3 protein-coding genes are annotated in these 6,343 nt (G+C 52.6%); all 3 read right to left on the reverse strand.

The annotated features are described in order from the left end of the window. Nucleotides 1-63: 63 nt before the first annotated feature. The 3 genes from E5342_RS11680 to E5342_RS11690 all read right to left on the reverse strand — a co-directional run bounded on the left by E5342_RS11680 (nt 64) and on the right by E5342_RS11690 (nt 6,078). Nucleotides 64-1,359: a Na+/H+ antiporter NhaC family protein gene (locus tag E5342_RS11680; protein ID WP_121735626.1), complete on the reverse strand. Its 1,296-nt coding sequence runs from the start codon at nt 1,357-1,359 to the stop codon at nt 64-66. Between the two features lie 35 nt (nt 1,360-1,394). Then, nucleotides 1,395-3,983 carry a DUF5686 and carboxypeptidase-like regulatory domain-containing protein gene (locus tag E5342_RS11685; protein ID WP_135959424.1) on the reverse strand — a complete coding sequence of 863 codons (2,589 nt, stop codon included), beginning with the start codon at nt 3,981-3,983 and terminating at the stop codon, nt 1,395-1,397. A 193-nt stretch (nt 3,984-4,176) separates the two neighbouring features. Beyond that, a complete protein-coding gene (locus E5342_RS11690; RefSeq protein WP_121735628.1) occupies nt 4,177-6,078 on the reverse strand; it encodes an AMP-dependent synthetase/ligase in 1,902 nt (633 codons plus the stop codon). Between the last annotated feature and the right edge of the window lie 265 nt (nt 6,079-6,343).

Below are 6,343 nucleotides of genomic sequence, written 5' to 3' on the forward strand. Positions count from 1 at the left end.
AATCCCGGACACAATAGTCTTTTTGCTTTGAATACTATTGTGTTTTTTCGTAAGGACGGCAGTCTATACGAGTGTATATTTCCTCGGATAATTGAATAAGATCGCCAATAAGGCGCCTGCTCCCAGTAGATACGGGTAGTAAAGATATTGCATGATCTCGATAGGGGAGACATGCCCGAGTCCGGCGGCCATCAACATCTGGGCGCCGTAGGGGATGATTCCCTGTACGAAGCAAGAGAAGATATCCAATAGGCTGGCGCTGCGGCGGGGATCTATCTTGAACCGGTCCGCTATATCCTTGGCGATCGGGCCGGCCATGATGAGGGCGATCGTATTGTTGGCCGTGCAAAGATTGGCGAAGCTCACCAAGGCCGCTATGCTCATCTCGGCCCCCTTGGAGGAATGGATGCGGGAGGTAAGCTTGCGGATGATCCAGTCGATACCCCCGTTATAACGGATCATTTCCAACATGCCTCCTGCCAGAAGCGTCACGATAATCAGCTCGCCCATATTGGTGATACCTAGTCCCATGGAGGCGTTCCAGCCCCAAATATCAAAGCTACCGGTCCACAGACCTACTATACCGGACAGGGCGATCCCCATGAATAGCACCAACATGACATTGATCCCGCAAACGGCGGTTACCAACACCACCAGATAAGGGATCACCTTGACCCATTCGATCGGGGCCGGGGCGTAAGCGTTCTCCACGCCGCTTCCCACCAGCACGTATATCAATCCGGTCAGGATCGCTATCGGGAGGGCGATACGGATATTCACCTTGAACTTATCGGACATCTGGCAACCCTGCGTGCGGGTAGCTACGATAGTTGTATCGGATATGAACGACAGGTTATCGCCGAACATGGCGCCGCTCACCACGACACCCAGCATAAGGGCGTCCGGCATCCCCGTCTTGTCTGCGATACCGACGGCTACCGGGGCCAAGGCCACGATCGTGCCCACCGATGTACCTACCGAGATGGATATGAAGCAAGCGGCTAGGAAGATTCCGGCCGCCAACAGGTTACCGGGCAGGATGGACATCGCCAGATTCACGGTAGCGTCTACGGCGCCCATCGCCTTGGCGGTCTGCGCGAAGGCCCCGGCGAGGATGAAGATCAATACCATCAGCATGATATTGCTGTTGGCCGCCCCCCGGCAGAACTGCTCGATACGGTTGCTTAATTTACCTCCCTTGGAGATCGCTATCGCTACGATCGAGGAGATGACGAAGGCTACCGTTATCGGCATCTTATAGAAATCTCCCGCCATGATAGATACCACCAAATAAGTCAATAAGAATACCACCAGCGGCGTCAATGCCCATGCGCTCGGTCTACGTCCTAACTCCCCCATTTAATTTACAATTTTCAATTCTCAATTTTTAATTCTCAAAAGGAGAACCGCAGCGCTATACGCACGCCCCCCTTCTTGATATTCGGTTGGTCCAGATACGTCAACCGGCGGTAATAATCGATCCGTAATATCTTGAAGATGTTCTCCAGGCCTACGCTGGCCTCCAGGTAAGGCGTACGGCCCATCGGCGAGGTTCCCTCGGGGAAACGGTATAGTCCCGTCGGGTCCAAGGCCGGATTATTCTTATCGGTCAGTCCTCCGTAGAAACCGCTGAACGATATCACCTCACGCAAACGTAGCCACTTCACGCCGGGAATACGGTTTAAGATCCATCCCTTCATATAATACGTGAAGTAGAACGAGACATACTGGTCGCTTACGAACTCCAGCGCACGCATCATGTTGAAGGCTTGCGGCTGGATCGTGATGGACTGGTTGGTATTCGGCATGATGAGCAAAGGGAAAGGAACCTTGTCCCATACCTTGCCCGCCGTTACCAAGGCGTCGATATGTCCGAAGGAAGAGAGCCAGATCCGTTTCTCGGCGCTGATCTCCGTATGGTTGTAGTTGAAGTCGCCCCCCAACACGTTCTTCAATCCCATCTGATGGGATAGCTTGAATACGGGAGCGTCTTTCGAGAGGTTGAAAAGAGAGTTCTTACCCTCTCGTCCGTTATAGGCACGCTCGCCCGGGGCGAAGCGGATTTGGGCTCCTAGCTCGGTGTTGGTGAAACTCTTTAAGTTCGTCAATGTCCCGTCGGCGTTGTAACGGTCGTAGCGGAGCGTTCCGGCCGCCTCGTTGTTCTCGTTTCGCGCCCAAGTGGTAAGGGTCAGGCCATTCAGCCATTCCTTTTGGTACTGGAGCATGGTCTTGCGGATGTATTGCATCATGGTGACGGGCTCGCCTACCTTCCATGCCACGAACATATTATCCTTGCTGGTGAAGAGGAAGTCCTGACCGGGCGTATATACGTCGTACTCTTGGATTGCGGAGATATTGTTCACCAGGCTTTCCCCCTCGTGATATTTCTTCTTGTTCACGCTATACGTCAGCTTGGCGTTATACTTTAGCTTACGGTCGTTTACGCCATAGGCCAGATAACCGCTGCCGAACCAGTGTGGGTTGAGGTTTGCCGTCGTCATACCTCCCACACGCATGCGGAAGCCCTCCAGATGGTTGGCGCTGAAAGTGGTATTCATCGGGCCGAAATCGAACTTGCTCTTATCCTTGTCCGCCGTGGTCGGGATGTAACCGGTGATCAATATCTCGGCGGTCTTGATGATCACGTTGAAAGCCGGTACCTTGCGGAGTTGCGCCAACAGATCATCCAAGGCGCTCTCTTTCTCTTTCAAGGGGACGTGGCGGTTGTGTATCCAGAAGGTGTCGGTCTGGGCGGTGGCTTCGGGCAACTCATGGGTCGGGCCGAGAAGGCCGAAGATCGAGTCGGCGTTCTGCACGTCGAACTGATACTTATCGAAATTCCTTAGCTGGTGGGCATAGAGCTGTTGCGCCCCTTTTACGATATAGAAATTAACGTAGGTATTCTCGTTGGCGAGCACCCAAGTACTATCCGGCATCCGCTTGAACTCTTGTTCGATCCGGAGCTTGTCCACCCAGTTGAGGTTGATGTTCGCCGGGGTGTTCAAGAGGAATTTCTTGACGGCGTAATTACCGTCCAGCGTGATGTACAAGCGGCCCGTGAAGCCGTAGCTCTGGCTGTTTACGGGCACGAAGGTGAGATCCACACATTTATCTCCGGCAACGTCCACCGTATCCATGATATAATATTTGTAATAGGAGACGGCCAGCGTGGAAGATAACGGGCTCACGAAACGGTTCAACAAGATATTGATATTGTTGTCGAAGATATTGACGCCCTTGAATATCTCCTCGAGGTTGGAAGTGATAGCGCCTCCATCGTCCAATGTCTTGTCGATACCCTGCTGGCGCTTGGCCTTGGTGATCGTCTTCTCCGCCTTGGGATGTTTACGGTAGTATTGGTCGGAGATCGTCTCACGGACGGAGATCGTCAGGATCGGTTTCCCGTTGAACTCCGAGGTATCCAGGTAGTTCTTGATGAACTTGAATTTCTTCAAGAACTTATTCTTCTCGAGATTGGGGTTGAAGTCGTCCAGCGACATGCTGAGCTTCTCGTACACCTCGCTTTGGTACTCGTCCTTCGCCTCGATACGGTTATCGTTCTTATGCTCTATGACTTTCTTGATCAGTTCCACGGCAGGGTTGTCCTTGCGGGAATATTTCTCGCGCTTAGGCTTGACGACTACCTCGGCAATCTCGAACGAGGTAGGCCGGAGGAGCACGTTGAGGGCGTTGTTCTTCTGCCCCGCCTTTAGGTTTACGACCTTATTGTCATATCCAAGCGAGGATACGACCAGCCGGGTAAGCCCTTTGTCATTCTGGAGGCTGAAAGCCCCGTCATCGTCGGTCATCGCCCCGATCGTCGAGTTCTCGAACATGACGGATACGTAGGATAGGGGTTCCCCGCTTACGGAGTCTCTCACGATTCCGGACGCGGAAGTTATGCTCTGGGCGTATAGGACGGAAATGCCGGTCACGAATTGTAACAGGACTAGCAAAGTGATATAGCGAATAGATCTTATCATGTAAATGTCTCGTTATTCCTTCACGGATAATACAGTTGACAAAGGTATGCTTTTTTCGTGGGAGGGAGGGGGGAGAGGCTATTAATAATCATTAATCACCAGTTGTAGAGACGCAGCACGCCGCGTCTCATCCTCTCTAAACGGTAACTTAAAAATACGATCAGACAGTATTGAGATGCGGCGTGCCGCATCTCTACAACGCCTCCTTGTTCCACTTGTTCTGCGGGTTCTTCCCCTCGGGGGTATAGAGCTGGGCGATACGGGCGGCGTAGGCTTTCTCTACCTTGCCCCGGACGATCTTCATGGTGCTGTTTACCATGCCGTTTTGCTCGGTAAAAGGCTCGGGGAGGATGGCGAAGGTGGTCGGCAACCAACGATCCGGGAACATACTAGACAGGTCGCTTCCCTTGCGGAAGCGGTCGATCTGGCGCTGGATGACACGGATGGCCTCTTCCCGGCCTTGATCGCTCGTGAGGTCCAGATTCTGGTGGGCCAGATGCTTCCTCAACCGTTCTTTGTTAGGGACCAACAGGGCGGTCGTGTACGGACTCTGGTTATTGTACAGGATCAGCTGGTCGATGCAAGAGGAATGCTCTACCAAGGCTTCCTCTATACCCTCCGGACTGTATTTCTCCCCGTCGCTTCCGATCAGCAGGCTCTTGAAACGCCCCAACACATAAAGAAGCCCGTCACGCATATATCCCATATCCCCGGTGTACAGCCAACCCTCCTTTACGGTATCGGCCGTCGATGCCGGGTTCTTCCAGTAGCCGGCCATCACGTTCTCTCCCCGGATGACGATCTCGCCTTTCTCCCCCGGAGGAAGTACGTTGCCGTCCATGTCGCAGATCTTTAGGTCGAGGGGCCGTACCAATACGCCGCTACTGCCGAAGGTATGGCGGCGGGGGCCGTTGGTCGAGATGATCGGTGTCGCCTCGCTCAGCCCGTATCCTTGGTACATCGGGATTCCCAAGGCGTAATAGAACTTCTGCAAGTCCTTATCCAGCAAGGCGCCCCCTCCGATAAAGAACTTTAGCTCGCCCCCGAAGTTCTCACGGACTTTCGTGAACAATAGCTTGTCGAACAAACGGACCAGTGGCTTCAAGAGGACGCGGAAACCTTTTCCTTCCTCCTCGTCGCTATCCCCGTTATAGATATAACCGATCCGTAAGGCTAGGTTGAAAAGGCGGGCGGCGTTCTTGCCTCGCGCTCGGATACCTTGCTCGATATTCTTCTTGAAGTTCTTCGCCAAGGCGGGGACGCTCAGTATCAGGTACGGCTTGAACTCCTTTATATTGATAGGGATATTCTTCAAGGTCTCCATACCGGTGCGCCCTACCTGCACGGTAGCTACCGAGGCTCCCTTCGACATGAAGATGTAGAATCCTACCACGTGGGCGAAGCAATGGTCCAGCGGGAGTATCACCAACGTACGCCACGTATCGTCTATATCCACGCAAGTGAGCGCTTGCTCCACGTTCGCCGTATAGTTGCGGTGGGTGAGGATCACGCCTTTCGGATCGGCGGTCGTGCCGGAGGTATAGGTGATGGTGGCGTAATCATCGTTGCCCAGCGATTGCCCGATCGCCAAGAACTCCTCTAGCGGATGAATACCCAGATAGACCTTCCCCATCCGGCGTATCTCGGACAGCGGCATCTCACGGTCTTGGTATTCTGCCTGCTCGTCGAGTACGATGATCTTCCGTACGGCGGGGAGCTTGTCCTTGATCGCCCGGATTTTCTTGAGTTGCTGGCCCGATACCATGATATATTTCACGTCGGCGTGGACGAGGCGGAATAAGAGGTCATTCGCCTCCTCCAGCTTGATGGATAGGGGGACATTGGTAGCCCCGGCGTAAAACATGGCCAGCTCTCCGATGATCCATGCGTTGCGGCCCTCGCTTAGCAAAGCCATGTTATCCCCTTTCCGCACGCCCAGCGATACGAGGCCTGCGCCTTCCTCATAGACGAGGTTGCGAACCTCGGAGTAAGTGGTTGGCTCGAATCGCTTGCCCGTCTTCTCCCATAAAAAAGGATTACTCGGGAATCGCTTGGCTGAACTCTCAAAAAGGTCTATAATTGTTTTCTTTTCCATTGTATATTATTTAATCGTTATATTTTTGCATAAAGTTTCAACATCAGAGTGTGGAATAAGACCGATGTTTCCATGGTCATAAAGACCGTGAGATATGTTTAGCCCCCACACTTTATACATCAGAAACCGGATAGTTCAATGGGCTTTTAGACCCCGCATTCACAATGATGGCTCACGATGTACAGATGTTGTTTTAATAAATCATTCAGACCATGGTATATTATTTAATCGTTATATTTTTGCATAAAGTTTCAACATCAGAGTG

The organism is Parabacteroides distasonis (assembly GCF_004793765.1).
Classification (GTDB): domain Bacteria; phylum Bacteroidota; class Bacteroidia; order Bacteroidales; family Tannerellaceae; genus Parabacteroides; species Parabacteroides distasonis_A.